The organism is Microbacterium sp. MMO-35 (assembly GCF_037147555.1).
Taxonomy (GTDB): Bacteria; Actinomycetota; Actinomycetes; order Actinomycetales; family Microbacteriaceae; genus Microbacterium.
Map to the genome: position 1 here is coordinate 691,563 of NZ_JBBCVH010000001.1, position 24,261 is coordinate 715,823.

Here is a 24,261-nt window from a genome sequence, read left to right on the forward strand (position 1 = left end):
CTGAGTTGTGCGCCCGGGATCTCGAGCCGGCCGCCGGTGCGGACGGTAGGCGCGGTGCGGGAGCGGACGCTCGGGACCGCCGCTGGCGCGAGCGCGTGGCGCCGACGCGACTGCGGTTCCGGGTGTGCGGAGGCTGAGCCACGCGCAATTCAGGCTGGACCGTTCGGTTTGCGGCCTATGTGGCCGTTCTCCGGGGTTTCCGGATACCGGGGCCTGAATAGTGCGCGGGAGAGGGGCGCGCTCGTTCGTCCTCCACAATCGGCGGCGAGCGGGAAGTTATTCATGACCCGGTTTCGGAGGGCCGTTCTGCGCCAGGGTCGGTGAATGCTGCGAACAACAACGTCGGATCCGGCGGGCACCACCGGACTGGATCCCTGCATCTTCCGGACCCGCGAACTGAGATCACAGGGTTGGACGCGATCGGCCATCGAGCTCGCTGTCCGGTCGGGGCGTCTCATCCGTGTGCGTCGAGGTGTCTTCGCCTCGGCCGACGCGCCCCCGGAGATGGCGAAGGCCGCGAGCCTCGGCGGCCGCCTGACCTGCGTGTCGCTGCTGCGACTCGTGGGTGTCTTCGTCCTGGACGATCGGCGCCTTCATTGCCACATGCCCCCGAATGCCGCGCGGCTTCCTCGACGCGGCCCGCAGGAGGTGGCGCACTGGCGCGATCTGTCCGGGCCGGCCCTGGGAACGCATGCCGCCGGTCTTCGGGATGCGATACTGCAATCGGTCCTCTGTCAGAGCCCCCGTGCGACGATCGCCACCCTGGACAGTCTTCTTCATCTCGGGCTCATCGACCTGGAGGCCCTTCGGGACATCTTCGCCGAGCTCCCCGCGCGCTGCGGCGTCCTGCTGCGGCTCGTGGACGGCCGGGCCGAGTCCGGGCCGGAGACACTGGTGCGGCTGATCCTTCGCGGGCTGGACTGCTCGGTCGAGCTGCAGGTCTGGATCGACGACGTCGGCAGAGTCGACTTCCTGGTGGACGGCTGGCTGATCATCGAATGCGACAGTCGCGCCCATCACGGCGGGTGGGAGCAGCAGGTGCGAGACCGGGAACGCGACCTCGAGGCCGCCGCCCGCGGGTACGTGACGGTGAGGGTGATCGCCAGCGACGCCTTCGAGCGTCAGGGCTGGCTCCGTCGGCAGCTTCAGCGGGTGATCGCCCATCGGCCTTCGTACAGTCCTCGCACAACTCAGGTCCCGCATCGCAGAACCGGAGAAACACGGCGGATCGAGGCCCGGATCCGCGATGTGGCCTGAGTTGCGCGGAGGGTGCGCAGGCCACCGGATCCGCTTCACCTGCTGTTTCCCCGCCCGCGGTACCCTGGGCGCGCACGCGCCCCGCGTGCAGCCGCTCGAACGGAACCCGATGCAAGACATCCTCGACCGTGCCGCACTCGCGGCGACGCCCCGCACCCTGATCGACATCCTCGTCGACACCGCGCGGCGGCATCCGAACGCCTCGGCGATCGAGGACGCGGGCGGCGCGCTCAGCTACGGCGAGCTCCTCGCGCAGGTCTGGCGCACGGCGGCCCGCCTGCGGGAGCACGGGGTGCTGCGCGGCGACCGGGTCGGGATCCGCATGCCGTCGGGCGGCCGGGAGCTGTACATCGCCATCCTCGGCACCCTCGCGGCGGGCGCCGCCTACGTTCCGGTCGACGCCGACGATCCTCAGGAGCGCGCCGACCTCGTCTTCGGCGAGGCGAAGGTGCGCGGCGTGATCGGTGCGGGCGGCGTGTTCCGCGGCCTGGATTCCCCGGAAGACACGGACGACGGATCCGGATCCGCGTCCGCCGGCGTCGCGGGCGACGGCCTGTTCGGCGGAGACGAGCCGCACCCCAACTCGGTCGCGATCACGACCGTGACCCCGCCCATGCCGCTCGACGACGCGTGGATCATCTTCACGTCCGGCTCCACGGGGGTGCCCAAGGGCGTCGCCGTGACGCACCGCTCCGCCGCCGCGTTCGTCGACGCCGAGGCGAACCTGTTCCTGCAGGATGCGCCGATCGGCCCCGGCGACCGGGTGCTCGCCGGTCTCTCCGTCGCCTTCGACGCCTCGTGCGAGGAGATGTGGCTCGCGTGGCGCTACGGCGCCTGTCTCGTCCCGGCTCCCCGCGCGCTCGTGCGCTCAGGGGAGGATCTGGGTCCGTGGCTGCTCGGGCACGGCATCACCGTGGTCTCGACCGTGCCGACGCTCGCCGCGCTCTGGCCCCAGGACGCGATCGAGAACCTGCGGCTGCTGATCTTCGGCGGCGAGGCGCTGCCGCCCGAGCTCGCCGCGCGCCTGGTGGGGGAGGACCGCGAGGTCTGGAACACCTACGGCCCCACTGAGGCCACGGTCGTCGCCTGCGCGGCGGAGATGGACGGCGACGCGCTGCGCGCCGGGGAGCCGGTGCGGATCGGCCTGCCGCTGGACGGGTGGGAGCTCGCGGTCGTGGACGCGGAGGGCAACCGCGTCGCGGAGGGCGAAGCCGGTGAGCTCGTGATCGGCGGCGTCGGTCTCGCGCGCTACCTGGATCCCGTGAAGGACGCCGAGAAGTACGCGCCGATGCCGTCGCTGGGCTGGGAGCGCGCCTACCGCTCCGGCGATCTCGTGCGCTACGAGGAGGCGGGCCTGGTGTTCCAGGGCCGCGCCGACGACCAGGTCAAGATCGGCGGTCGGCGGATCGAGCTCGGCGAGGTGGAGGCTGCGCTGCAGAACCTCACGGCGGTCACCGCCGCGACGGTGGTGGTGCAGCGCAGCGAGGGCGGGATCCCGCTGCTCGTCGGCTATGTCGTGCCGACCGAGGGCTTCGACCGGCAGACCGCACGGGCCGAGCTCGCCGAGACGCTCCCTGCGCCGCTCATCCCGCTGCTCGCGGTCATGGACGACCTCCCGGTGCGCACCTCGGGCAAGGTCGACAAGGCCGCGCTGCCGTGGCCGCTGAACGACCCCGACGCCGACGACTCGACCCTCACCGGCACCGCCGCCTGGCTCGCCGAGCAATGGTTCGCCGTGCTCGGTGTGCGTCCGCTCGACGAGGACGCCGACTTCTTCCAGCTCGGCGGCGGATCCCTTGCGGCCGCGCAGCTGGTCAGCCGGATCCGCGCCCGTGCGCCCGAGTTCACGATGGCCGACGTCTACGACCTGCCGCGCCTGCGCCGCATGGCCGACGCGGTCGAGGCCGAGGCCGGCGACGACGAGCCGGAGCCCGGCGACTTCCACGAGTCGCGGCCGACGCCGCGGCGGATGCAGTGGATCCAGACCGTGCTCGGGGTTCCGCTGTTCGTGCTCGGAGGCATCCGGTGGGTGCTCTGGCTGCTCACCGGCAGCGCGCTCCTGCAGCTCGTCCCGGGCTTCGGCTGGCTGCCGACCGCACCGCTCTGGCTGCTCGTCGTGGGCCTGGTGGTGTTCGCGACCCCGTTCGGGCGCATGGCGGTCGCCGCGGTCGCCGCCCGTCTGCTGCTCGCCGGGGTGCGCGCGGGGGATCACCCGCGCGGCGGCGGGGTGCACCTGCGCCTGTGGCTCGCCGAGCAGGTCAGCCACCAGATCGACCCGGTCGGCTTCGCGGGCGCCCCGTGGGTGAGCTACTACGCGCGGGCACTCGGGGCGAAGATCGGCCCCGACGTCGACCTGCACACCCTTCCCCCCGTCACCGGCATGCTCGAGATCGGCCAGGGTGCCGCGATCGAACCCGAGGTCGACCTCTCCGGCTACTGGATCGACGGCGACGTCGTGCGCATCGGGGCGATCCGGATCGGCGCGGGCGCGGTGGTCGGCGCCCGCAGCACGCTCGCACCGGGCACGCGGATCGGGCGCGGCGCCGAGGTGGCCCCCGGATCCGCCGTCTTCGGGCGGGTGCGCGCCGGCCAGCGCTGGGCCGGGTCCCCCGCGGTGCGGGTGGGCGGCAAGTCGGCCCCGCTGGCTCCCGAGCGTCCGCCGTCGCCGCGGCGCTGGCTCTGGGCATATGCCGCATCGAGCATGGGTCTCGGACTGCTTCCGGTGATCGCCTTCGCCCTCGGCGCCCTGGTGCTGGTGCAGGGCGCGCGGGGGGCCGCGACGATCGGCGCGGCGATCCCCGGACTCGCGATCTGGCTCGTGCCGTCGGTGCTCGTCACCGGACTGGTGTTCGCGGTGCTCGTCGTGGCGTTCACGCGACTGCTCGCGATCGGGCTGCGCGAGGGGATCCACCCGGTCCGCGGGCGCATCGCCTGGCAGGCCTGGACCACCGAGCGTCTGCTCGACTCCGCCCGCACGCTGCTCTTCCCGCTGTATGCGAGCCTGCTCACCCCCACGTGGCTGCGGCTGCTGGGGGCGAAGGTCGGCAAGGAGGTGGAGATCTCCACCGTGCTGCTCATCCCCTCGATGACGACGATCGACGACGGCGCCTTCCTCGCCGACGACACCATGGTCGCCTCCTACGAGCTCGGCGGCGGCTGGATGCGGATCGCCGCGGCCCGCATCGGCAAGCGCGCCTTCCTCGGCAACTCCGGGATGGCCGGCGCCGGGCACAAGGTTCCCAAGGACGGCCTCGTCGCGGTGCTGTCGGTCGCGCCGGACAAGGCGAAGGCGGGCTCCTCCTGGCTGGGTTCGCCGCCGGTGCGTCTGCGCCGGGTCGTGAACGAGTCGGACCTCGAGCGCACCTACCGCCCGCGCACCGCCCTGCGGGTCGCCCGCGGGCTGTGGGAGCTGTGCCGGCTCGTGCCGGTCATCCTCACCTGCGCCCTGGGACTGGCGGTGCTGCTGACGCTCGCCGCCCTCGCCACAGGCGTCGGCCTGGGCTGGACGGTGGTGCTCTCCGGCGTCGTGCTGCTGATCGCCGGCGCCGTCGCCGCCGGGTTCGCGACCGCCGCGAAGTGGATCTTCGTCGGGCCGATCCGCCCCGGGGAGCACCCCCTGTGGTCGAGCTTCGTGTGGCGCACCGAGGTCGCCGACACCTTCACCGAGATGATGGCCGCGCCCTGGTTCGCCAACGCGGCGGCGGGCACGCCCGCGCTCGCCGTCTGGCTGCGCTCGCTGGGCGCGAGGATCGGGAAGGGCGTCTGGACCGACAGCTACTGGCTGCCCGAGCCGGATCTGGTCACCCTCGGCGACGGCGCCACGGTCAACCGCGGCTGTGTGGTGCAGACGCACCTCTTCCACGACCGGGTGATGAGCATCGACACGGTGACCCTCGAAGCCGGAGCGACCCTCGGCCCGCACAGCGTGATCCTGCCCGCGGCGACCATCGGATCCGATGCCACGGTCGGCCCGGCGTCACTCGTGATGCGCGGGGAGACCGTGCCGGTGGGGAGCCGCTGGAGCGGCAACCCGATCGGCCCGTGGCGCGCGGTCAAGGTGCGCACCTACCAGGACGCGGAATGAACGTCGTTCCTGCGGGCGCGGGGGGCGCGCATCGCACGCCGCGATCTGTGAGCATGGAACCGTGAGCCCCGACGACTACACCCCGCACAGCGGCGACCGCCGCTACCGCGTCGAGCACTACGACCTGAGGATCGACTACCGCCTCGGCAGCAACCGGCTGGACGGGGTCGCGCTCGTGCACGGACGCGTGCTCGAGCCGACGAAGTCGATCTCGCTGGACCTCGTCGGCCTCCGTGCGACCAAGGTGCAGGCCCCGCGCGGGGGTGCGGGAAAGGGCGGCCGGATCGGCTTCACCCAGACCGACCGCAAGCTCAAGGTCGCGTTCGGGCGCGAGCTCGCACCGGGGGATCCGTTCGAGCTCGCCGTCTCCTACGGCGGGGCTCCCCGCCCACGGCGGACCCGCTGGGGCACGCTGGGCTGGGAGGAGCTGGAGGACGGGGCGATCGTCGCCTCGCAGCCCATCGGCGCACCCTCGTGGTTCCCCTGCAACGACCACCCGGGCGACAAGGCGACCTACCGGCTCACCGTCACGACGGATCCGGGCTATGCGGTCGCCGCGGCCGAGCCCGTCTCCACCGCGACCAAGGGCGGGCGCACCACCTGGGTCTTCGAGCGCCCGACCCCCACCCCGACCTACCTGGCGACGGTGCAGATCGGCAAGTATGTCGCACGAGGCATGGATCTCGCGGGGGTCGAGGGGCAGGTGCTCCATCCGGCCGCGCTGACCGCGCGGGTGGACGCGGACCTGGCCCCGCTGCCGCAGATGATGGCGGTCTTCGCCGAGGCCTTCGGGCCGTATCCGCTGCCCTCGTACCGGCTCGTGGTGACCGCCGACGATCTGGAGATCCCCCTCGAGGCGCAGGGCATGGGCGTGTTCGGCGCGAACCACATCGACGGGCGGGGGAGCCTGGAGCGCCTCATCGCGCATGAGCTCGCGCACCAGTGGTTCGGCAACAGTGTGGGCGTGGAGCGCTGGCGCGACATCTGGCTCAACGAGGGCTTCGCCTGCTACGCCGAATGGATCTGGTCCGAGCGCAGCGGCGGTCACAGTGCGCACGCCAAGGCGCTCGGACACTGGGCGGCGCTCGCCGCCGAGCCGCAGGATCTGGTGCTCTCCGACCCCGGTCCCGAGCTGATGTTCGACGATCGCGTCTACAAGCGCGGCGCCCTGCTGCTGCACGCCCTGCGGCTCACCGTGGGCGACGAGACGTTCTTCCGGATCCTGCGGGAGTGGACCTCGCGCTTCGCCGCGGCGACCGCCACGACGGCCGACTTCCGCCTGCTCGCCGCGGAGATCGCGGGCCGCCGGCTGGAGGCCTTCTTCGACGCCTGGCTCGACGCGACCGCGTTGCCGAGGTTGCCGGAACCGCCGGCGGGGATCGCGGCCGTCGAGCCGGCTCCGGTGACCGAGGCGCTGAACGTGACCCCGCGGGCGGGCGGTGCGGGCTGAGGAGCACGCGTGGCCGGGCGGGCGAGGCGGGTTGACGACCACTCGTGGCCGGGCGGGCCGAGACGTGAGCCCACCGGCCACCCGCGGGGGCTGTGCCTGATAGCCGGAACCGGTCACACTGGACATCGTGGCGACGGTGGCGGAGTGCGAGCGCGTGCAGACCGCGTGGTTCCGCGCCCGGGCGGAGACGCTGGGTGGCGAGTGCCTGGTCGAGGACGGGTTGGTCTGGACCGACGGGCCGGACGGCATGAACCTCCTGTTCCCGGAGGCGCCGACGGTCGACGCGCTGCGGCGCGGGGTCGCGCGGGCCGAGCAGCGGGGCCGGGGGATCGTCGGGGTCTGGCTCGGCGCGGAGGTCGACGAGACGCCGCTGGCCGAGGCCGGGTTCGAGCGGGGCTGGGCGCCGTGCTGGATGTCCGCGACGCTCGCCGAGACGCCGGTCGACGATGACGCGCGGATCGCCCTGATCCGCGAACCCGGATCCCTCGCCGGCGGATTCGAGCAGGAGCGGCTCGCCCTCGCCCGCATCGAGCCCGCGATCGCCTGGTGCGCCGTGGCCCGCGACGCGGAGTCGGAGCGGTTCGCCGGGCGCGCCTGGTCTTTCCGCAGCGGGGACCTTGCCGGCGTCTTCGACATGGCGGTCTGGCCGGCGTTCCGTCGGCGCGGCCTCGGAACCGGGCTGCTCGCCGCCGTCTGCGCGGCCGCGGCGCGGTCCGGCGCCCGGGAGGCGGTGCTCAACGCGACGCCGGAGGGGGAGCTCCTCTACTCACGGTGCGGGTTCACCCGCGTGGGCACCGGCATCACGTGGTGGAGGCACCTCGCCGAGGGCTGAGCGGCCTCAGGTCCCGGCGTCCGGTGCGTCCCGCCCGATCCGCGCGAGCGAGCTGTCGAACACGGTGAGGACGAGGAAGACCGTGGCGATCCCGACCACGACCCAGCCGAGCACGTGCAGACCCTCCGTGGTCGCCCGCGCGCCGTAGACGTTGCCGTAGACCACAGAGGAGACGATCGCGCCGAGGTAGAAGAACGTGCGCAGCAGGCCGGCCGAGGACCCGATGCGCTCGGGCTCGGCCTGGTAGTAGAGCGAGTTCTGGATCGCGAGGTTGTTGAGGCCCTGCGGGATGCCGAGCACGAGCATCGCGAGCACGAGGAACCAGATCGGCGAAGACCCGGTCATGAACAGCACGAGGATCCCGGCCACGAGCTGCGCGGCGGATCCGACCAGCAGCTTGCCGGCCACTTCGGGTCGCCGCCCGAAGGCGAGTGCGACAGCGATCCCCGTGGCGAAGACCGGGAGCAGCACCAGTCCCGCGACGGTCGGGCTGAGGCCGCGGCCGTCCTCGAGCCACTGGGTGAAGCCGTAGACGAACGTGTACGAGATGGTCGCGGTCAGCAGGGAGCGCACGTAGCTGAGCAGCAGCGGCCCGTTGCCCCAGAGCACGCGCACGTCGATGAAGGGATCCGGGATCCGGCGCTCCCACCACGCGAAGGCCGCTGCGGCCACGAGGGCGACGACCAGCAGCCAGATCAGGGTCGGTGCGAGGTTCTGCAGGAAGACGAGGAGGGCGAGCATCGCGACCGCGAAGAGGAGGATCCCGATCCCGTCGATCCGCGGCCGATCCTGCACGGCGGGCTCGAGGCCCGTCCGGCGCGGGAGGAAGAGGGCGCCGAGCAGCAGCGTCGCGAGCCCCAGAGGCACGTTCACGGCGAACGTGGCGCGCCAGCCCCAGGCCCCCACGAGCACGCCGCCGAGCGCCGGCGCGATCACGGCGATGGTCTGCGTCGTGACGCTGAGCAGCGTGAGGATCCCCGCCGGCGATGCCAGGCCGGTGCGGTCTGCTTCCGCGCGGGTCATGTGCATCGCGGCGGGGTAGCCGGCGCAGGTGCCGAGGCCGAGGATGACGCGCGCCGCGACGAGCCACCAGATGCTGTCGCGGTTCTCCGGCGCGAGCAGCCCGATGGCGCCCGCGGCGGTGACGAGCACCGCGCCGAGCAGGTACAGGGAGCGCACGCCGAAGATGTCGACGAGACGGCCGACGAGGGGCTGACCGATCGCGGTGGCGAGGTAGAGGCTGGACACCAGCCAGACGGTCTCCCGGGCGGGGGCGCCGAGCGCGAGGCCGATGGGGGTGAGCGCGACGGCGATGATGGCCGTGTTGATCGGATTGAGGATCGACCCCACCATCATCGGGGCGAGCAGCCGCCGGTCGAAGCGGCCCTCGGGCGCGGGCCCGCCGATCGGCGCCGCGGGCATCCGGATCACGGGAGCATCCGCTCCAGCAGTCCGGTCGCGGTGGAGATCACGCGCAGCTCGCTCTCGTCGAGCGCGTCCAGAGCGTGCTCGAGCCAGGTCGCGGCCGCATCCCTCTGGCCCTCGATCCTGGCGCGTCCGGCGTCCGTGAGCTCGATGATCTGCCGGCGCCCGTCCCCCGGGTCGGGGCTGCGCGTGACGAGTCCGAGCGCCTCGATCGCGTCGACGGTCGCGGCCATCGACTGCGGCCGTACGCGCTCGGCCGTCGCGAGGGCGCTCACGGTCGAGACGCCGCCTTTGCCCAGCCGGGCCAGGGCCGAGGCCTGGGAGGGCGTGATCGTCTCGTCGGCGCCGGCCTCGCGGAACTGGCGGAGCAGCCGGGCGACCACGGCGCGGAGGTCGAGTGCGGTCTGACGCGCACTCACAGCGGATGCATCGGTCGCGGGCGAGGTCTCGGACATATCAACAGTCTAAACTGCACAGTTGTACCTGTCTAAGGGTCGAAAGGACCTGAGGTGACCACTGCACTCCTGCTCATGGACTTCCAGAACGGCATCGCCGGACGCTACGCCGAAGGCGGCTCCGATGTGCTCGTGCACGCGCAGCGCGCGCTCGCCGCCGCTCGCGCCGCGGGCATCCCCGTCGTCTTCGTCCGCGTCGCCTTCCGAGAGGGCTTCCCCGAGGCGGCCGCACGCAACAAGGCCTTCGGCGCGATCCGCCAGTCGCCCACGGCGCCGTACATGGGGGAGGACGCCGAGGCCACGCAGATCGTCGCCGCTCTTGCACCCCTCCCCGGAGAGCCCGTCGTCATCAAGCGGAGGTACGGCGCGTTCGCCTCCGACCTCGACGTGCTGCTGCGGGGGCTCGATGCGACAGACCTCGTGCTCGCCGGCGTCTCGACGAGCGGGGTCGTGCTGAGCACCGTGCGCCACGCGGCCGACCACGACTTCGGGCTCACGGTGCTCTCGGACGCCTGCGCGGATCAGGATCCGGAGGTGCATCGGGTGCTGCTGGAGAAGGTGTTCCCCCGTCAGGCGGACGTGGTCACGGTCGACGAGTGGGCGTCGGGGCTGAGCGGCGGCGACGCAGGGCGAGGCTGACGACGAGGTCGGGACCGGCGGGGACCGGCAGGATCCGGAACGCACCGCCGCCGGGCACCGACGCGACTCCGTCCGGCGCGAACAGCACCTGATCCGGGGGTACGAGCAGTCCGCGCCCGTCGGCCTTGAGCACGGCCTCGATCGCCGTCCAGCCGCGCAGGTCCGGGGCGTCCGCGGGTGCGAACAGCGCCGTGAGATCGAGCGCGGTGTCCGGGACCTCCGCGTCGATGCCGAGAGCGTCGACCTCCCGATCCGGGGCGACCGCCACGACCACCCAGGGGTCCGCGTAGGCGACGCTGGCGTGCACCGGAGCCTCCAGCACCACCGGCCGTCCGTGCGGTCCGCCGCAGACGGGACAGCGGTGCTCGATCCTCAGGTCGGAACCCGGGGCGAGCTCGGCGGCCAGAGCGCCGATCAGGGTGCTCGCGGTCTCGCGGCGGTCGTCGGGGGCCGAGCGCGCCCAGGCGACGCGCACCCCCTCGACCATCGTCTGCTGCACGGGATCAGCGTAAGGCGGAATCCGTCCTCGACGCGGCGGGCCCGGGGCGAGTAGCTTCTCGCCATGGGAGACCATGTCGACGAACGGGTGTTCACCCGTCAGGACCGCACGGAGTTCCGCGAGAAGACCGCGCGCTGCCTGGACGCGCTCGCGATGATGCTCGCCGACGGGCAGTTCGAGATCGCGGAACCGCGGCTCGGTCTGGAGATCGAGCTCAACCTCGTCGACGACGCCTGCGATCCGGCGATGGCGAACGCCGCGGCGCTCGACGCGATCGCCGACCCGGCGTTCCAGACCGAGCTCGGTCAGTTCAACATCGAGATCAACGTCGAGCCCCGCCCGCTCGCCGGACGCAGCGTCACCGACCTGGAGCACTCGCTGCGCGCCTCGCTGAACGCGGCGGACGAGAAGGCGCGCAGCACGGGGTGCGGCCTCGCCATGATCGGGATGCTGCCGACCCTCGACGAGCATCATTTCACCGGGGAATGGCTGTCGGCGGATCCGCGATACGACCTGCTCAGCCAGCAGATCCTCGCCGCCCGAGGGGAGGACATCGAGCTGCGCCTGGACGGACCGGCGCTCGGCGACGGCGCCGAACGGGAGACGCTCGACATCGTCTGCGACACGATCCTGCCCGAAGCGGCGTGCACCTCGGTGCAGCTGCATCTGCAGGTGGATCCCGCGGAGTTCGCGGCGTACTGGAACTCGGCCCAGGCGATCGCGGGCGTGCAGGTCGCGCTCGCCGCCAATTCGCCCTTCTTCGCCGGGAAGGCCCTCTGGCACGAGACCCGGATCCCGCTCTTCGAACAGGCGACCGACACCCGCTCGGTCGAGCTGAAGAACCAGCGCGTGCGCCCGAGGGTGTGGTTCGGGGAGCGCTGGGTGACGTCGATCTTCGACCTCTTCGAGGAGAACTCGCGGTACTTCCCCGCGCTGCTGCCCGTCAGCACCGACGAGGATCCGTTCGCCGTGCTGGCGCGCGGCGGCACGCCCGCGCTCGCCGAGCTGCGCATGCACAACGGCACGGTCTACCGCTGGAACCGTCCGATTTACGACGGCAACGGCGATCGCTACCACCTGCGGCTCGAGAACCGCGTGCTGCCGGCCGGCCCGAGCATCGTGGACGTGCTCGCCGATGCGGCGTTCTACTACGGGCTCGTGCACGCGCTCGCGCAGGCCGATCGTCCGCTGTGGACGCAGATGACCTTCGACGCCGCGGAGGAGAACCTGCACGCCGCGGCGCGGGACGGCATCGAATCGCGCCTGTACTGGCCCGAGCTGGGCTGGATCGGCCCGCGCGAGCTGGTGCTGCGGCGCCTGCTCGCCCTCGCCTCCGAGGGGCTGGACGGCTACGGGGTGGATCCGGTCGAGCGCGACCGCTATCTCGGGATCATCGAGCAGCGCTGCCTGACCGGGCGCAACGGCGCGGTGTGGCAGCGTGAGAACGTCGCCGCGCGCGAGCGCGCCGGGGCCACCCGGTCCCAGGCGCTGCACGGCATGCTCGCCGACTACCTGGAGCACATGCACACGGGCGATCCGGTGCACACCTGGGAGCACTGACCGGCCGGCGTCGGGTGCACGCCGTGTGCCGCGCGCATCAGAGCCCTGCGAGGAACTTCCGGATCCGGTCGGCGGCGGGGCCGGCATCGCGGATCATCGTCTCGTGCCCGCATCCCGGGATCTCCGCGAACTCGCCGCGCGGGATCGCGTCGGCCACGGTGCGGGTCCACACCGGCGGGCAGACGGGGTCGCGCACGCCGCGCAGGACGAGGGTCGGCACGGCGATCCGCGGATAGACCTCGTCGGGGTCGTGCGTGACCGTGGCGCGGATCTTGCGGATGATGTGCGGGCCCGCCCGCAGATACTCCCGTACGCCGCGCGCCACGACACGGGGGTCGATCGAGGCGGTGTCGCGCAGGAAGCGCAGCGCCTGCCGCGCCACACGACGGGCGCCGGCGTCGACCGTCGGCGCCGCGAGCACCACCGCCCGCACCCGGTCGGGATGGCGCACGGCCAGCTCGGCCGCGACCTGGCTGCCCATCGAGTGGCCGATCACGGTGACCGGCGGCACGCCCGCTGCCGCGAGGTGCGCGGCGATCAGGTCGGCGTGCCCCGGCATCGTGAGCGGACGTCGGGGCTCCGGAGCCGCGCCGAACCCGGGGAGGTCGACGGCCACGACCCTCCCGTCGAGCCGGCGCGCCAGATCGGCGAAGACGCTGCGACCCATGCCGAGACCGTGCACGAGCAGGAAGGCGTCGGACCCGGATCCGGCGTGTTCGGCGATCAGCGTCGACGAACCGTCCGTGAACGCCAGGACGTCGCCGTCGAGCGCCGGCGTCAGATCGGGAGTGCTCACCTCACCACCTCATCACATCGGGCGGAGGAGGAGCCCTACCGACCCGCCCTGCCGGCCCGCGCTGCCGGCCCGCGCGCCCGGCCCGCGCGCCCGCGGCGCATGCCGAATTCAGGCCAGACTCGCGCGGAGACCCGAAACAGACGGCCGGGGCGCCCTTACGCGGACGTCCAGCCTGAATGCGGTCGGCCGACGGCAGGCCACCGACGTCGCCTGGACCGCCTGAGGATCCGGCCGCCGGCCCCACCCGCCCGAGCCGGTCGCCGCACGCACCCGCGCCGAACTCAGGCTGGATCTTGCGCCGCGCCGGAACGGAGGGCTGAACTGCCGTTTCGCCGTTGTCCAGCCTGAATTGTGCTCGGCCGCGAGTCCGGCGCCGGTGCGGCCACCGCGAGTCCGGCGCCGGTGCGGCCACCGCGAGTCCGGCGCCGGGGGCGCACCCAACCGCGCTGCCGGCGCCGCCCACCTCGGCGCCCGCCCGACCCGCGCCCCCGGCCTGCCCCGCCCCACCGTGGCGAGCGGCGCCGTGCCTCAGCCGATCAGGCTGGGCTGCAGGTCGCGCAGGGTGCGCTTGTGCGTCATCCTCGTCACGCCGATCATGGCGATCAGCAGGGATCCGACCAGCCAGATCCCGAGGACGCCCAGATCGGTCATCGCCCGGCCCACCTGGCCGCCGTACATGAGCTGGCGCATCGCGTCCACGACGTAGCCCATCGGCAGCACGTGGTGCAGGGCGGTGAGCGGCGTCGGGAGCGTCTGCCAGGGGAACGTGCCGCCCGCCGTCACCAGCTGCAGCACCATGAGCACGAGTCCCATGAACTGCCCGACGGATCCGAGCCACACGTTCAGCGCCAGGATGATCGCGGCATAGGTGGCCGAGGCGAGCACCATGATCCCGAGTGCGCCCCAGCCGTTCTGGAACGTGAACCCGAGCGCCCACGCCAGCACACCCAGCAGGCCCAGCATCTGCAGAGCGCCGAAGGCGGCGGGCGTGAGCCACCCCGCCAGCGTGATCCGGATCGGCGAGTGCAGCGCGGTCACCGCGCGCCGTGAGATCGGCTTGATGATGAGGAACAGCGCGTAGATGCCGATCCAGCCGGCCAGCGCCGCGAAGAACGGCGCGAGGCCCTGACCGTAGTCCTTCGCCGCGGCGACCTTGTCGCTCGACACGTCGACGGGGTTCGCGATGGTCTTGGCTTGCTCGGACCGCAGCTCGGGGGTGGACGCGGGGATCGCGTCGACGCCGGCGGCGAGGCCGTCCCGCAGGGTGACGATGCCGTTCGCGAGCGTGCCGAGGCCGTCGTGCAGCGCCTTCGCGCCGTCGCGCGCGCTCGCCGCGCCGGAGCTCAGGGTCGCGGCGCCCGATGCCGCGGTCTGGGCGCCGTTCGCGAGCTGCTGCGACTTGTCGGCGAGCGTCGCGCTGCCCGACGCCACCTGGGCGCTACCGTCGGCGAGCTGGTCGATCTTGCCGACCGCGCCCTGCACGGTGTCGTTGCCGCTGCGGAGCTTGTCGCCGAGCGGATCCAGCTTCGCGAGCACCGCGTCGATCTCGGACGGCGAGAGTCCGCGGTCGGCGAGGGCGGCGGCGATGTCGCTGCGCACCTGGGGCAGGGCGTCGGTCGCCTGCTGCACGAGGGATCCGGCCTCGTTCGCGTACTGCGCGATCTGCTGGTTGCCGTCGCTCACCTGCTGCGCGCCGTTCGCCAGGGTCGCCGCGCCGTCGGCGAGCTGCTGCGAGCCGTCGGCGATCTGGGCCGTGCCGCCCGCGAGCTGTGCGGCCCCGTCGGCGAGCTGGGTGGTCCCGTCGGCGAGCTGACCGCTGCCGGAGACCGCGGTGTTCGCTCCGTCCGAGAGCTTTCCGGCGCCGTCGGCGGCCTCGCCGAGCTTGTCGCGCACGTCGCTGAGTCCGGTGAGCAGTTTGTCGGCCGCCTCCTGGCCCACCATCTCGGCGACCGAGCGCCGGATCTTCTCGACCGCGCCGGATCCGATCGACGACGCGAGGTAGTTGTTGGCGTCGTTCGTCTCGAGCTCGATCCGCGCCTGATGGGGGCTCGTGCCGGAGGAGGACAGCAGCGCCTCGGAGAACGTCTTCGGGATCGTCACCGTGAAGTCGACGTCGCCGTTCTTGAGCGCGGCGCGTGCGGCCGGGGCGCTCAGGCGCTGCCAGTCGAACGCCTTGCCCTCGACGAGGTTGTCGGCGACCTTCTCGCCGTAGTTCGTGGTGGTGTCGCCCGACGTGGCGCCGGTGTCCTCGACCACGAGACCCACCGGCACCTCGGTGAACTTGCCGTACGGGTCCTGGTTCGCCCAGAGGTAGAGGCCGCCGTACAGGATCGGCACCGCCATCAGCGCGATCAGCGCGATCACGGCCATGGGTGACGCGGTCAGCCGGCGGAGCTCTGCGCCGATCATCGCGGGGATCTTCATCGCTCGGCTCCGTTCTCGGTCTCGGTGGGGGTGTGGGCGGGGGGATCCTGCGGGTCATCGAGCGAGGACGGCGGGTCTTCCTCGGGATCGAGCGAGGGCGCCGGGTCTTCCTCGGGGTCGTCGAGCGAAGACCCCGCAGGCGCCTGAGACGAAACGCGCCGCTCGTCGGGTGGCGGGGTCTCCTCCCGCTCCGGCTCCGCCGGTGCCTGCTCGACGTCCACCGGGGGCAGCAGGTCCTCACTCGGATCCGCCGCCATCACCGCCGTCGAGCCGGTCACGTCGGCGAGCGGACGCACCGGCACTGTCGCGTTGGACGGATAGTCGGTCTCGAGCGCCTCCGGGAGTCGCTCGATGACGGCGGCCGCGGATCCGCCGACGATCACGAGCACGGCGAAGCCGCGCTCGGCGAACTCCGCGGCGATGCGCCACCATCCCTCGGGGCGTCCGCCGTGGCGGTCGGGGGAGACCAGCACGAACCCCTCCACGTCGTCGCGCAGCACGGCGAGCTCGGCCATGACGCGCACGCGCACGGAGGGCTTGATCGTGCCGATCGGCTGCGTGGCGAGCTCGGCGAAGCCGATCTGCTCGAGCCAGCGCCGGGCGTGCAGCGGGGTGGCGGGGAGACCGGCGAACATGAGCTCCTCGCCCACGACCGCGGCGAGGGTCACTCCGGGGTGCGGGTCGCTGACCTCGGGGGCGTCGACGAGGGCCATCCGGCGCCGCAGGTCGCGGTCGTTGCGGGTGCCGTCGATCGTGACCTCGCCCGTGTCGGGCCGCATGCGGCCCGTGGCGATGAGCCCCAGCACCGTGGGCCGCAGCTCGGTCTCGGCGAGCACGAACCGGGCGTGGCCCGTCTCGATCTCGAGCGATGTGGTGGGCAGCGCGTGGCCCTTCTTGCCCTTGCTGACCTCGTGCACGGCGATCCTCATGCGCGGCCCTCCTCGGCGGGAATCGTGGCAAGCGTATCGGGCGCGACGGTCGCCGCGAGTCCCGGGTGGGAGGCGAGCAGCGCGTCGATCTCCCGCCAGCCGAGGCCGGCGATGCTGAGCACCGCCCGCACGGCGATGCCCGCGGCGACGGGCGAGGAGGCGTCGGTGCGGGTGACCACGGTGCGTGCGCTTTCCTCGATGAGCCGGGCGAGCGTCGGCGCGGTCATGTCCTGCCGCAGCTCGCCGTCGTCCTGTCCGCGCCGCACGAGCGCGGCCAGCACGCGCCGCAGCGGGGCGAGCGCGGCCGCGGTCTCCTCGACGTGCGCCTCGTCGAGGGCGATGGCGGCGGCGACTTGCACGTGAGCGGCCTCGCGCCACAGGTCGGCGGTGAGCCGCGCCAGAGCGATGCGGCTGTCGGCATCGTCGACCCGCTGCGCGATCGCGTTGAAGCGTGCCGCCCCGGCGGAGACCAGCGCGTGCACGAGCGCGGTGCGATCGTCGAAGTGCCCGTACAGGGCGCGCCGGCTCAGGCCGGCTGCGCGCGCGATCTGGTCGACGGAGGCGTGCGGGTCCGCGGCGAGCGTCTGCGAGGCGGCGGCGAGGATGCCGGCGCGGTTCTCTGCGGCGTCGCGGCGCTGGCGCCGGGGAGCGGTCGTTTCTGTCACAGCACAAGTGTACCGCTAACTTGCACAGTGCTGTGCAAGTTACGGAGATGGACCGGCTCCGGGACGCCCCGGGGCCCGACTGGTCGCGCCGCTCGGCCGGTCGGAGGCCCGCGGATCTTGTCGCAGGCCAACACCCGTTGTGGCGGACGACGATCTTGGACTCGAGCGGGCGCGGGTTCAGGGATCCGTTGCCTACCGTGGAGCCGTGATCTCCATGGATCCAGGGCGGTCGGGCTTCGGCGTCTCGTCTCGGGCGGGCCGCGTCGCCGGGGCGGTCGGACGCAGGTCCGTCACGTTGGCCCTTCTCGCGGTCCTCATGGCGCTGTTCCTCGTGGGCGGATCCGCCCTCGGGTCGCAGGCCTGGGCGCTGCACGCCGCTCTCGTGCTCGCCGCGTTCGCCGCCGCGTGCCTGCTGCGATCGTTCTGGTACACGAAGGGGCCGGGAGGGGTGCTGCTGTGGGCGCGCCTGATCGGCGGGGTGCGCCTGCAGCACGATGCGCGCATCCTGACGGTCGGAGCGACGCCCGAGCACGTGGGTCTCATGCTGGCGTCGCGTTTCCCCACGGCGACCACGACGATCGGGGGGACCACCTCGTTCGCGGGCGGATGCCGCCTGCCGTACCGGGACGGGCAGTTCCAGCTCGTGACGCTCCAGCTGTCGAGCATCCCGGATCGCGCACGTGAGGAACTGCTCCGGGAAGCGGCGCGGGTGCTCGCGCGCGGGGGGAGTCTCATCGTGCTGGACTACGGGCGGGCCTCCCGGGACGAGGTGCTCCTGCGCGCGTGCGGTCTCCGCGTCCGGCGCGTGCGCCCCGGGCCGCGGGGGCGCCCCGGTGGTCTGCTGGTGCCTCCGGCCGCCGTGGTGGCAGCAGGGTGACGCCGCCCTTCCCCGAGGATGCCCGGAACGGCTCCCGTCGCGGGGCGGGCCGCTGTCGACCCGCTCCGGGGGCGGCGAGCGGGAACCGGTCGTTCACGGCGGCCGATGCCGCCCGCGGTCAGTCGGTGCCGGAGTCGAAGGCCGCGCCCTCGCTGGCCGCGTCCACGGCGTCGGCGAGGGCCTCCTCGGTCTCGGCGAGGGTCGTGCCCTCGACCGACTCGGTGATCTCGTTCGCCTCACCCGCGGTCACCCGGCCGACGAGCTCGCCCGTCGCGCCGCCGACCAGGCCCAGGCCGGCGTACTGCTCCAGACGCGCGCGCGAGTCGGCGATGTCGAGGTTGCGCATCGTGAGCTGGCCGATCCGGTCGACCGGGCCGAAGGCGGCGTCGCCGACGCGCTCCATCGACAGCTTCTCCGGACCGTAGGACAGGTTCGGCGAGACGGTGTCGAGGATCGTCCAGTCGTCGCCGCGGCGGAGGCGGATCGTGACGGTGCCGGAGATCGTGGATCCGACCCAGCGCTGGATCGACTCGCGCAGCATGAGCGACTGCGGCTCGAGCCAGCGGCCCTCGTACATGAGGCGGCCCAGACGGCGGCCCTGCTCGTGGTACGTCGCGAGGGTGTCCTCGTTGAGGATGCCGTTGACCAGGCGCTCGTAGGCGATGAACAGCAGCGCCATGGCGGGCGCCTCGTAGATGCCGCGCGACTTCGCCTCGATGATGCGGTTCTCGATCTGGTCGCTCATGCCGAGGCCGTGGCGGCCGCCGATGGTGTTCGCCTCCATGACGAGCGCGACCGGATCCGTGTACTCGACGCCGTTGATCGCGACCGGGCGGCCGGCATCGAACGTGACCGTGACGTCCTCGGTGTCGATCGCGACGGACGGATCCCAGAACTTCACGCCCATGATCGGGTCGACGGTCTCGAGCGAGACGTCGAGGTGCTCGAGGGTCTTCGCCTCGTGCGTGGCGCCCCAGATGTTGGCGTCGGTCGAGTAGGCCTTCTCGGCGGAGTCGCGGTAGGGGAAGCCGTGCGCGACGAGCCACTCGCTCATCTCCTTGCGCCCGCCCAGCTCGGTGACGAAGTCGGCGTCGAGCCACGGCTTGTAGATGCGCAGGCGGGGGTTGGCGAGCAGGCCGTAGCGGTAGAACCGCTCGATGTCGTTGCCCTTGTAGGTGGAGCCGTCGCCCCAGATGTCGACGCCGTCCTCCTTCATGGCGCGCACGAGCAGCGTGCCGGTGACGGCGCGGCCCAGCGGCGTGGTGTTGAAGTAGGTCTTGCCGCCGGAGCGGATGTGGAACGCCCCGCAGCTGAGGGCGACGAAGCCCTCTTCGACCAGCGCGGTCTTGCAGTCGATGAGCCGCGAGGCCTCGGCGCCGTACTCCAGCGCGCGGCCCGGGATCGAGGCGATGTCGTCCTCGTCGTACTGCCCCAGGTCGCCCGTGTAGGTGAAGGGCACGGCGCCCTTGTCGCGCATCCAGGCGACCGCCACGGAGGTGTCGAGGCCTCCCGAGAAGGCGATGCCGACGCGCTCGCCGACGGGCAGGGACTGGAGGACCTTGGACATGGGGTCCAGTCTATCGGCGGCCCTGGACCCGATGACGGCGAGGCGGGCGCGCGGGTTCTTTTGCCCGGGTACCTGATAGTTTGCCGAAGGGGCGACGAAAGTCTCACCGGTCGAGACGAATGGGCGAAGCGGCTCCGTCTCGTCGATCCCTACTCTGCAGATGCAGCCCATGGAGGGGTGCAGAGAACGGAGGGAGGGTCGTATGTCTGTGATGGAAGCGACCGCACTGCTGCAGAATCGCGTGGCCGAGGCCGTCGCGGCGGGGGAGGAGCGGATCCGAGGTCTGCTCGTGGTCCGTCGGGACAGCTACGTCTGGCTCATCGTCATCGCGATCGCCATCGTGATCGCGTTGGGGCTGATGACCGCGTGGTTCATCTACTGCCGCAATCAGGGGGGCTGGCCGGCACTGGACATGCCGTCCTGGACGTCCGGCGGCACGTGGAAGGTCTATTGCGCCTCCTAGGCGCGAGGTGACGGCGATGGCGGCGGAGGCGGTGCTGAGCGCGGAGGCGCTCGTGAAGAGCTACGGCTCGCGGACCGTGCTGGGGGACTTCTCTATGGAGGTCGGTCCGGGGAGGATCCACGGGCTGCTCGGTCCGAACGGCTCCGGCAAGACCACTGCGCTGCACATCGTCACCGGGCTGATCCGCCCGGATCGGGGCCGCGTCCGCATCGTCGGCGTCGACGTGCAGGACAAGGCGAGCCGGAGAGGGGTGGGATTCGCTCCCGACGACCTGCCCCTCCCCGGTGCCCTGACCGGCGGGGAGTTCCTCCGGTTCCACGATGCGCTGCGCGGACGGGACGACTCCGCCCGCGCAGCGAGCCTCGCCGAGATGCTCGGCATCGCGGATGACCTCGGCGTCGCCGTCGCCGAGTACTCGCACGGCATGCAGCGCAAGCTCCAGCTCATCGCCGCGGTCATGCACGAGCCGGCGCTGCTCATCCTCGACGAGCCTTTCCGCGGGCTGGATCCCGACGCCGCGCTGGGGGTGCGGCGTCTCCTCCTCGCCTATGCGGAAGGCGGGCACACCGTGCTGGTGGCGACCCATGACATGCTCCGGGCCGAGCGCGACTGCGATGAGGTGACCATCCTCGACCGGGGATCCATCGTCGTGGCGGGTGCGCCGGCGCGACTGGTCGCGCAGACCGACGGCTGCGCGACCCTCGAAGACGTCTTCCTGCGCGTGACGGGTCGCGCGGGCGATGCGGCGCTGCGTGCGGAGCAGCTCGCGTCGGTCTTCCTCTGATCCGCCCGACCGGTGAACGGCAGCCCACCGTCCGCCGCATCTCGAAAGGAAGTGCATGCCGATGCCCTTCGGTCTCAAGGTCCTCCTGCATTGCCTCACCGGTCTCGTGCTCGGCGTGTGCGTGATGTTCATCGCCATCGCGGCGGCCCTGGCGATGGCGTTCAGCACCGCCGGAGATGTCGTGATCCCCGGGGTCATCAGGATCTGGCGTTCGGCGGAGAACAACGCGACCGCGCTGAACTTCGTGCCGCAGCCGGTCGGCATCGGGGTCGGGGTGCTCGTCGTCGCCGCGCTGTATGTCGTCATCCGGACGCTCGCCGGGCGGAGGTCCCGCCAGGCGCGGCAGCAGGCGGAGAACGCGGGGTGACTCCGTGCGCGAACTGAGCATGGTGTCGGCCGTCGTCCTGAAGCTCTGGGTCAGGGAGGTCGCGAAGATCCTCGGGACGACGACGCGGACGGTCACGGTCGCCGCCGGGAGCTCCGTCGTCGTCATGTCTCGGGCAGCTCGTGCCGGTGCTGGCGATGGGTCTCGTCTCCAGCGCGGCCCTGAGCAGCACCTCGGTGGTCGTCCTGGTGCGGACGAGCCCGGATCTTCTCGGCATGGCGCGCGGCCTCGTGCTCTACGCGCTGCTGCTGCTCAGCATGATGCTCGCCGCGGTCGCGGTCTTCTCCGGCCTGCAGTCCGTCGGGATGAAGCGGCTGCGGCTGCCGCTCCCCTACGCCTCTACGGTGGCGGGAGTGCTGACGTTCGCCGGTGTGCTCGCCGTCGCGGCACCCGACATCCTGGCGCTGCGCCGCTCCGGATCGGGGGGCGACGGGATCGGCGAGCTGCTGCCGTCGCGGGTCTTCGCCCGCACCGCGGTGGCTCCGGACGGGTGGTCTGCGGCGCTCGTCGTGCTCTGGATTCTGGTGGCGGCCGGCCTGCTCTGGTTCGTGTCCCGTCACCACGTGCCCGGGGCTCCGCGGACCTCGGTGCGACTGCTCCGCGGCACCCGTCCGCTCCGTCGTACGCCGTGGTGGGGTCAGCTCTGGGCGGAGGGGCTGATCGCGATCCGCAACCCTCAGTTCGTCGTCGCCGCACTCATGCTGCCGCTCGGGGCGGCGGCCGTCTGGGTGCTCGCCGTCACCGTCCCCGCCGCGGGGATCATCGTGCCCGCGCTCGCCGGAGCGCTGCCCGTGCTGCCGTTCGTGCTGGCGGTGCATGCGGTGGGGCGCACGATCCGCACCCACTGGGTGGCGCGGCTGGCGGGCGGCGATGCCGTGCCGCTGCTGTGGCCCAAGGCGCTCGCGGCGGCGCTCTCCGGAGCCGTGCTCGGTGCGCCGATCCTGCTCGCGGTGCTGCTGCTGGGCCTCGTCCCCGCGATGCAGCTCCCCGACATCCTGCTGCGGTGCGCCCTGGGTCTCGTCGCGGGCCTGCTCGGCGGCGCCGTGGTGCCGTACAGCGAGGAGCAGCCCTTGTCGGCGACCGCCGCGGGGTTCCTGGTCGCCCTCATCTACATGCCGGCGACGCTCGCGGCAGGCTGGGTGTCGACGGTCGCCGCCCCGGGAACGGATCGCGTGATCGTGCTCGCGGCGATCGTCCTGCTCGCGGGCCTCTTCGCCGTCGTCGCCGTGCGCCAGCGCGTGCAGGACCCGGCGCGTGCTTGAGGTCCGCCGCATCACCCGGAGCGGGGTCGGCGAGGCCGATGGCTTCCTCGAGTGCCCGGCGCTGGGCCTCCGGATCCGGGAGTCGGATCCGGAGGCGGTCGCTCTCGGGCTCTGCAGCGACGAGCTCTTCGTGCACGTCGCCGGACGCCGCTGGCGGCTGCCGCCCTGGTTCACCACGCGGTCGCGGCGGCTGCCTTCCGGCGTCCTGGCCGCGGCCGGGATGTGCCTGCGGTTCTTCGCCACGGGGATGGGGCTGATCGGAGCCGTGCTCGCAGCGGCGCTCCTCGTCGGGGTGTGCGCGGGGTTCCTGGCCCTGATCGCGCTGTCGCTGACGGGCCTCGCGCTGATCGGCTCGGTGCTGGTGCACGAGCTCGGGCACGTGCTGGCGTATCGGATCCTGGTCGGCAGGACGGCGCCGGCGGTGCTGACGGTGAGAGGTGCGTCGTGCCGGGTGGTGCGGCTCTCGGGCCGCCGTAGCGCCGACCTCCGGGTCGTGCTCGCCGGGCCTTTCGCGCCTCTCGTCGCGGCGTCCCTCGGCTGGCCGTTGTTCGCCCTGGCGCCGGCGGCCGTGCTGATGGTGACCCTGATCGCGGCCGGGCATGTGGCCGGGCTCGCGCTCCCGGCCGGCGACGGCGCGACCCTCCGGGCCATCATCCGCGGCCGGTGAGTTCCGCGGAGCGCGGGCGCCCCCGCGCGACGGGGGCGCGGCCCCGCGGGCTGTGCTCTGCGGGGCGCGGTCTCGCAGGCGGCGCCGAACCGTTGTCCACAGGGACGGGTTCCTCCCCTTCTCACAGTACAGATGCCTGTACTGTGAGAAGGGGGTTCCATGAACGTGGATACCGAGCTTCGAGACGCGCCGATCGTCGTGGTCTCAGGCAATGGCTTGATGGCATCCGGGCTGTCGACGATCCTTTCGGCCGAGTTCGGCCGATCGGTCGAGCAGAGGGGGTCGATCGGGGACGCGACGGCGATCTGCCGCGATCGCGGCGATCGGAGCGGGGATCCGCCGATCATCGTGTTCGATCTCACGCGCGCCGGCGGTCCTGATGAGGAGATCCTCGCGGCGCTCGCCGCAGCGACGTCCGTGGCGCGCGTCATCGTGATCGCGCCGGCGGAGCCGTTCGGTCGCGTGCGGGAGCTCTTCGAGGTCGGCGTGCAGGGGGTGGTCGGAAGCGACGCCGACCCGCGCGAACTGGTGCATGCGATCGTCGAGGCGGCCGGTGGCAACGTCATCGCGTCGAGGCGGGTGCTGCGCGACCTCGTGGATCACGTGGTGCACTGCCCGAGTCGCGCCGTCGCGGCCGACCGCGCCGACCTGGACTCGCTGGCGCCGCGGGAGCGCGAGATCGTGCGGCAGCTGATGCGGGGCATGACGAACCGTGAGATCGCGGCGAATCTGCATCTCTCCGAGGCGACGGTGAAGGCCCATCTGGGTCGCGTCATGACGCGGTGGCAGGTGCGCGATCGGCTGCAGGTGGTGCTGCGCGCGCTGGGCCGGATCCCGGAGCGGATCTGACCCCCGGGGTTCTGGGCCCGCGTCGTGGCCCAGGCGCGGCAGGAGAAGCTTCCGGGGCGGGGCGGGGCGGGGCGGGGCGGATTCCGATCCGGATCAGCGTCGCGAATGGATTCGTGCCGGCCGTGGATCGGATCGGCGGGGGCGGTGGATCCGCTCGGGTCGCGATAAGTGTCCTTCCGGTGGCTGGGGAAGCGCCGAAACTGCGACCTGGAGGGAGGAATCGCGACCTGAAGGGATCTGCGGGGGCGGTGGATCCGCTCGGGTCGCGATAAGTGTCCTTCCGGTGGCTGGGGAAGCGCCGAAACTGCGACCTGGAGGGAGGAATCGCGACCTGAAGGGATCTGCGGGGGCGGTGGATCCGCTCGGGTCGCGATAAGTGTCCTTCCGGTGGC

General features: G+C 72.5%; 21 protein-coding genes. 13 read left to right on the forward strand and 8 right to left on the reverse strand.

The window, feature by feature from the left end; translation table 11 throughout:
• Nucleotides 1-324: 324 nt before the first annotated feature.
• From WFJ01_RS03160 to WFJ01_RS03175, 4 genes are all read left to right on the forward strand, one after another.
• Entirely contained in the window at nucleotides 325-1,257 is a 933-nt protein-coding gene (locus tag WFJ01_RS03160; RefSeq protein WP_442928028.1) for a type IV toxin-antitoxin system AbiEi family antitoxin domain-containing protein, read from the forward strand.
• 109 nt (nucleotides 1,258-1,366) lie between these two features.
• A complete protein-coding gene (locus WFJ01_RS03165) occupies nucleotides 1,367-5,341 on the forward strand; it encodes a Pls/PosA family non-ribosomal peptide synthetase (RefSeq protein ID WP_336628168.1) in 3,975 nt (1,324 codons plus the stop codon).
• Nucleotides 5,342-5,402: 61 nt separating this feature from the next.
• Nucleotides 5,403-6,791 (forward strand): M1 family metallopeptidase, encoded by a 1,389-nt coding sequence (locus WFJ01_RS03170; RefSeq protein ID WP_336628169.1) that lies wholly within the window; start codon nucleotides 5,403-5,405, stop codon nucleotides 6,789-6,791.
• A 127-nt stretch (nucleotides 6,792-6,918) separates the two neighbouring features.
• Nucleotides 6,919-7,623 (forward strand): GNAT family N-acetyltransferase, encoded by a 705-nt coding sequence (locus WFJ01_RS03175; protein WP_336628170.1) that lies wholly within the window; start codon nucleotides 6,919-6,921, stop codon nucleotides 7,621-7,623.
• A 6-nt stretch (nucleotides 7,624-7,629) separates the two neighbouring features.
• Here the strand turns inward: WFJ01_RS03175 and WFJ01_RS03180 are convergent, their stop codons facing one another.
• Complete coding sequence (locus WFJ01_RS03180; protein ID WP_336628196.1) at nucleotides 7,630-9,045, reverse strand: MFS transporter; 1,416 nt, start codon at nucleotides 9,043-9,045, stop codon at nucleotides 7,630-7,632.
• Nucleotides 9,046-9,050: 5 nt separating this feature from the next.
• Complete coding sequence (locus WFJ01_RS03185) at nucleotides 9,051-9,503, reverse strand: MarR family winged helix-turn-helix transcriptional regulator (RefSeq protein ID WP_336628171.1); 453 nt, start codon at nucleotides 9,501-9,503, stop codon at nucleotides 9,051-9,053.
• 54 nt (nucleotides 9,504-9,557) lie between these two features.
• Here WFJ01_RS03185 and WFJ01_RS03190 point away from each other — a divergent pair, with 54 nt between their 5' ends.
• Nucleotides 9,558-10,142 carry a cysteine hydrolase family protein gene (locus WFJ01_RS03190; protein ID WP_336628172.1) on the forward strand — a complete coding sequence of 195 codons (585 nt, stop codon included), beginning with the start codon at nucleotides 9,558-9,560 and terminating at the stop codon, nucleotides 10,140-10,142.
• Here the strand turns inward: WFJ01_RS03190 and WFJ01_RS03195 are convergent.
• Nucleotides 10,087-10,641: a 4'-phosphopantetheinyl transferase family protein gene (locus WFJ01_RS03195; RefSeq protein ID WP_336628173.1), complete on the reverse strand. Its 555-nt coding sequence runs from the start codon at nucleotides 10,639-10,641 to the stop codon at nucleotides 10,087-10,089. The genes WFJ01_RS03190 and WFJ01_RS03195 overlap by 56 nt on opposite strands.
• Nucleotides 10,642-10,704: 63 nt before the next feature.
• Between WFJ01_RS03195 and WFJ01_RS03200 the strand changes: the two genes are divergently transcribed.
• Nucleotides 10,705-12,201 (forward strand): glutamate-cysteine ligase family protein, encoded by a 1,497-nt coding sequence (locus WFJ01_RS03200; protein ID WP_292882193.1) that lies wholly within the window; start codon nucleotides 10,705-10,707, stop codon nucleotides 12,199-12,201.
• Between the two features lie 37 nt (nucleotides 12,202-12,238).
• Here the strand turns inward: WFJ01_RS03200 and WFJ01_RS03205 are convergent, their stop codons facing one another.
• From WFJ01_RS03205 to WFJ01_RS03220, 4 genes are all read right to left on the reverse strand, one after another.
• Nucleotides 12,239-12,997, reverse strand: a complete 759-nt coding sequence (locus tag WFJ01_RS03205; protein ID WP_336628174.1) for an alpha/beta fold hydrolase — start codon at nucleotides 12,995-12,997, stop codon at nucleotides 12,239-12,241.
• A 528-nt stretch (nucleotides 12,998-13,525) separates the two neighbouring features.
• Nucleotides 13,526-15,421 (reverse strand): YhgE/Pip domain-containing protein, encoded by a 1,896-nt coding sequence (locus tag WFJ01_RS03210; protein WP_336628175.1) that lies wholly within the window; start codon nucleotides 15,419-15,421, stop codon nucleotides 13,526-13,528.
• Nucleotides 15,418-16,350: a hypothetical protein gene (locus WFJ01_RS03215; RefSeq protein ID WP_251444039.1), complete on the reverse strand. Its 933-nt coding sequence runs from the start codon at nucleotides 16,348-16,350 to the stop codon at nucleotides 15,418-15,420. Before WFJ01_RS03215 ends, WFJ01_RS03210 begins: the two co-directional genes overlap by 4 nt.
• Nucleotides 16,347-17,015, reverse strand: coding sequence for a TetR/AcrR family transcriptional regulator (locus tag WFJ01_RS03220; protein WP_336628176.1), 669 nt, complete (start codon nucleotides 17,013-17,015; stop codon nucleotides 16,347-16,349). The genes WFJ01_RS03215 and WFJ01_RS03220 overlap by 4 nt, the downstream gene beginning before the upstream one ends.
• A gap of 205 nt (nucleotides 17,016-17,220) precedes the next feature.
• Here WFJ01_RS03220 and WFJ01_RS03225 point away from each other — a divergent pair, with 205 nt between their 5' ends.
• Complete coding sequence (locus tag WFJ01_RS03225; protein ID WP_336628177.1) at nucleotides 17,221-17,892, forward strand: class I SAM-dependent methyltransferase; 672 nt, start codon at nucleotides 17,221-17,223, stop codon at nucleotides 17,890-17,892.
• A 118-nt stretch (nucleotides 17,893-18,010) separates the two neighbouring features.
• On the opposite strand, the gene argG is transcribed toward WFJ01_RS03225, so the two are convergent.
• Complete coding sequence (argG, locus tag WFJ01_RS03230; protein WP_336628178.1) at nucleotides 18,011-19,459, reverse strand: argininosuccinate synthase; 1,449 nt, start codon at nucleotides 19,457-19,459, stop codon at nucleotides 18,011-18,013.
• A 202-nt stretch (nucleotides 19,460-19,661) separates the two neighbouring features.
• Between argG and WFJ01_RS03235 the strand changes: the two genes are divergently transcribed.
• From WFJ01_RS03235 to WFJ01_RS03260, 6 genes are all read left to right on the forward strand, one after another.
• On the forward strand, nucleotides 19,662-19,922 hold the full coding sequence (locus tag WFJ01_RS03235; RefSeq protein ID WP_251444051.1) for a hypothetical protein: 261 nt from the start codon (nucleotides 19,662-19,664) through the stop codon (nucleotides 19,920-19,922).
• Between the two features lie 16 nt (nucleotides 19,923-19,938).
• Nucleotides 19,939-20,706: an ABC transporter ATP-binding protein gene (locus WFJ01_RS03240; protein ID WP_251444054.1), complete on the forward strand. Its 768-nt coding sequence runs from the start codon at nucleotides 19,939-19,941 to the stop codon at nucleotides 20,704-20,706.
• Nucleotides 20,707-20,761: 55 nt separating this feature from the next.
• Nucleotides 20,762-21,073: a hypothetical protein gene (locus WFJ01_RS03245; protein ID WP_336628179.1), complete on the forward strand. Its 312-nt coding sequence runs from the start codon at nucleotides 20,762-20,764 to the stop codon at nucleotides 21,071-21,073.
• 155 nt (nucleotides 21,074-21,228) lie between these two features.
• Nucleotides 21,229-22,353, forward strand: coding sequence for a hypothetical protein (locus WFJ01_RS03250; protein ID WP_336628180.1), 1,125 nt, complete (start codon nucleotides 21,229-21,231; stop codon nucleotides 22,351-22,353).
• Complete coding sequence (locus WFJ01_RS03255; protein WP_336628181.1) at nucleotides 22,346-23,020, forward strand: hypothetical protein; 675 nt, start codon at nucleotides 22,346-22,348, stop codon at nucleotides 23,018-23,020. Before WFJ01_RS03250 ends, WFJ01_RS03255 begins: the two co-directional genes overlap by 8 nt.
• A 159-nt stretch (nucleotides 23,021-23,179) precedes the next feature.
• Nucleotides 23,180-23,869: a response regulator transcription factor gene (locus WFJ01_RS03260; RefSeq protein ID WP_336628182.1), complete on the forward strand. Its 690-nt coding sequence runs from the start codon at nucleotides 23,180-23,182 to the stop codon at nucleotides 23,867-23,869.
• The last annotated feature ends 392 nt before the right edge of the window (nucleotides 23,870-24,261 follow it).

What these genes read in the sequence shown, in the direction of transcription:
- WFJ01_RS03235 (WP_251444051.1), top strand. Translation starts at nt 19,662, where the DNA reads ATGTCTGTGATGGAAGCGACCGCACTGCTGCAGAATCGCGTGGCCGAG.
- WFJ01_RS03210 (WP_336628175.1), bottom strand. Translation starts at nt 15,421, where the DNA reads ATGAAGATCCCCGCGATGATCGGCGCAGAGCTCCGCCGGCTGACCGCG.
- WFJ01_RS03245 (WP_336628179.1), top strand. Translation starts at nt 20,762, where the DNA reads ATGCCGATGCCCTTCGGTCTCAAGGTCCTCCTGCATTGCCTCACCGGT.
- WFJ01_RS03200 (WP_292882193.1), top strand. Translation starts at nt 10,705, where the DNA reads ATGGGAGACCATGTCGACGAACGGGTGTTCACCCGTCAGGACCGCACG.
- WFJ01_RS03180 (WP_336628196.1), bottom strand. Translation starts at nt 9,045, where the DNA reads ATGCCCGCGGCGCCGATCGGCGGGCCCGCGCCCGAGGGCCGCTTCGAC.
- WFJ01_RS03260 (WP_336628182.1), top strand. Translation starts at nt 23,180, where the DNA reads ATGAACGTGGATACCGAGCTTCGAGACGCGCCGATCGTCGTGGTCTCA.
- WFJ01_RS03165 (WP_336628168.1), top strand. Translation starts at nt 1,367, where the DNA reads ATGCAAGACATCCTCGACCGTGCCGCACTCGCGGCGACGCCCCGCACC.
- WFJ01_RS03185 (WP_336628171.1), bottom strand. Translation starts at nt 9,503, where the DNA reads ATGTCCGAGACCTCGCCCGCGACCGATGCATCCGCTGTGAGTGCGCGT.
- WFJ01_RS03160 (WP_442928028.1), top strand. Translation starts at nt 325, where the DNA reads ATGCTGCGAACAACAACGTCGGATCCGGCGGGCACCACCGGACTGGAT.
- argG (WP_336628178.1), bottom strand. Translation starts at nt 19,459, where the DNA reads ATGTCCAAGGTCCTCCAGTCCCTGCCCGTCGGCGAGCGCGTCGGCATC.
- WFJ01_RS03250 (WP_336628180.1), top strand. Translation starts at nt 21,229, where the DNA reads ATGGGTCTCGTCTCCAGCGCGGCCCTGAGCAGCACCTCGGTGGTCGTC.
- WFJ01_RS03215 (WP_251444039.1), bottom strand. Translation starts at nt 16,350, where the DNA reads ATGAGGATCGCCGTGCACGAGGTCAGCAAGGGCAAGAAGGGCCACGCG.
- WFJ01_RS03240 (WP_251444054.1), top strand. Translation starts at nt 19,939, where the DNA reads ATGGCGGCGGAGGCGGTGCTGAGCGCGGAGGCGCTCGTGAAGAGCTAC.